Genomic DNA, 1,562 nt, shown 5'->3' on the forward strand with positions numbered 1-1,562 from the left:
TACGGGTCATCTTCATCAACTTCATCGCTACTTGCCGTTTGAGTATCAACGATTGATTCTTCATCACGCATAGCGATTTTGTTTGCTACCGCTGTTGGAATAACCACATAGCTTTCGCCCTGACGCGCAATACTCAAGATACCTTTACTCAATTGCTTTTGAGTCAGCTCTTCTACGTATAGGTATTTAACCAAAGTACCGTCGGTGAAGTTATATTTGATCTCACCATTTTTCTGGTCAATCTTATTCATATCAATCAGCTGTTTCACTTGAGCTTTGATCTCTTTGCTCAACTGTTTCTCTTTCAGCTGCTGGTTTAATTCTTTGTCTTTTGCTTGCTGCGCCAGTTTGTTTTCTTCTGCCGCTGCTTTTGCTTCACGAGCTTGAACGCGAGACTTTTTAGAGCCTTTCTTCGCCTTCTTTAATTTTTTCTCATTTACCAAGCCAGCTTTAAGCATCTGCTCTTGGAGTGTTAACTTTGCCATGACTTTCCCAGTTCAGGATTAAAAACGCTACTATCATACCTGTTTTTCGAGTTTCTGTTTACCAGCCAAGAGTAAATTACTCAACAATTCCAAAATTAACACATCCTCTGAAAACGACTTATTGTTCATTCTCTTAACCGATACCAATTCACCTTCCAACTTTATTGCGCGCGCGTAACACTTCTCATTCCATCAGAACAATATTTTCATCTTCAATAGATGGTCAAATTTATAAAACCTTGGCATATATCTCATAATTTAATATTGCTTATAGAGTTATAACTCAAGCGCAATATCTATTGACTACGTTATTCATTACACCCATTAGTAAGGATAACGTAACCAATGAAAAATCAATGGACTAGCTTAAGTGCATTACTCGCATCAGCTTCATTCTTATCTACCCCGGCTATCGCCGATACCGACGTGTATCTGACCAATAACACCAATCAAGTAATGACGATTCAAGCCAGTCACAGTGGTACTGACCTCCTTAAATATGGAGACGAATGGCAACAACACGTTGAACAAATTGGCCCTTGGGAAACCAAAAAACTGATCAGCTTTAATCGTTGGACGGGTGTCAAATCAGAGGAAACTTATCAATTCAATACTGTGGTTTCGAATACTGTGGGTGAAAGTATCACCCTTAATCAAACCATGAATGGACACTGGTACAACTCTACTCTACAACATGGCTTAAGTGCTGCTGATGTTAATTTGAGACTCTACGATGACCGTAATATTCATCGCAGTACGACCGATGCCTTTGACCTGAATACCGAGCTCGCACTCAAAGCTGATAACACAGCACGTTACGATGACATTCACTACACCATCACTCCAGAAAAAGTAGACGAGCAACCGAACCCTGATGCGAATACGTTGAAGGTCATGACGTATAACATTTGGGCTCTTCCTGCGATCGCCTCCCATATTGGTGACCGCTACGACCTGATCCCTCAGTATGTCAAAGGCTACGACGTACTCGCACTTCAAGAGGTGTTTGCCAACGGCCGAGATGAATTCTTACGTGAGCTGGCCAAAGAATACCCTTACCAAACCAAGATGCTCGAT

Annotated in this window: 1 protein-coding gene and 1 pseudogene; one reads left to right on the forward strand and one right to left on the reverse strand. The window is 41.2% G+C overall.

Features of this window, described 5'->3' with window-relative positions:
• Positions 1 to 485: DUF2058 domain-containing protein (locus tag BCT81_RS00515; RefSeq protein WP_102422967.1), on the reverse strand; the 485-nt coding region annotated here is incomplete at its 3' end.
• A 345-nt stretch (positions 486 to 830) separates the two neighbouring features.
• Here BCT81_RS00515 and BCT81_RS00520 point away from each other — a divergent pair.
• Positions 831 to 1,562, forward strand: a pseudogene (locus BCT81_RS00520) (phospholipase); the annotation flags it as partial.

The sequence above is a fragment of the Vibrio sp. 10N.261.52.A1 genome (genome assembly GCF_002876325.1).
Lineage (GTDB): Bacteria > Pseudomonadota > Gammaproteobacteria > Enterobacterales > Vibrionaceae > Vibrio > Vibrio chagasii.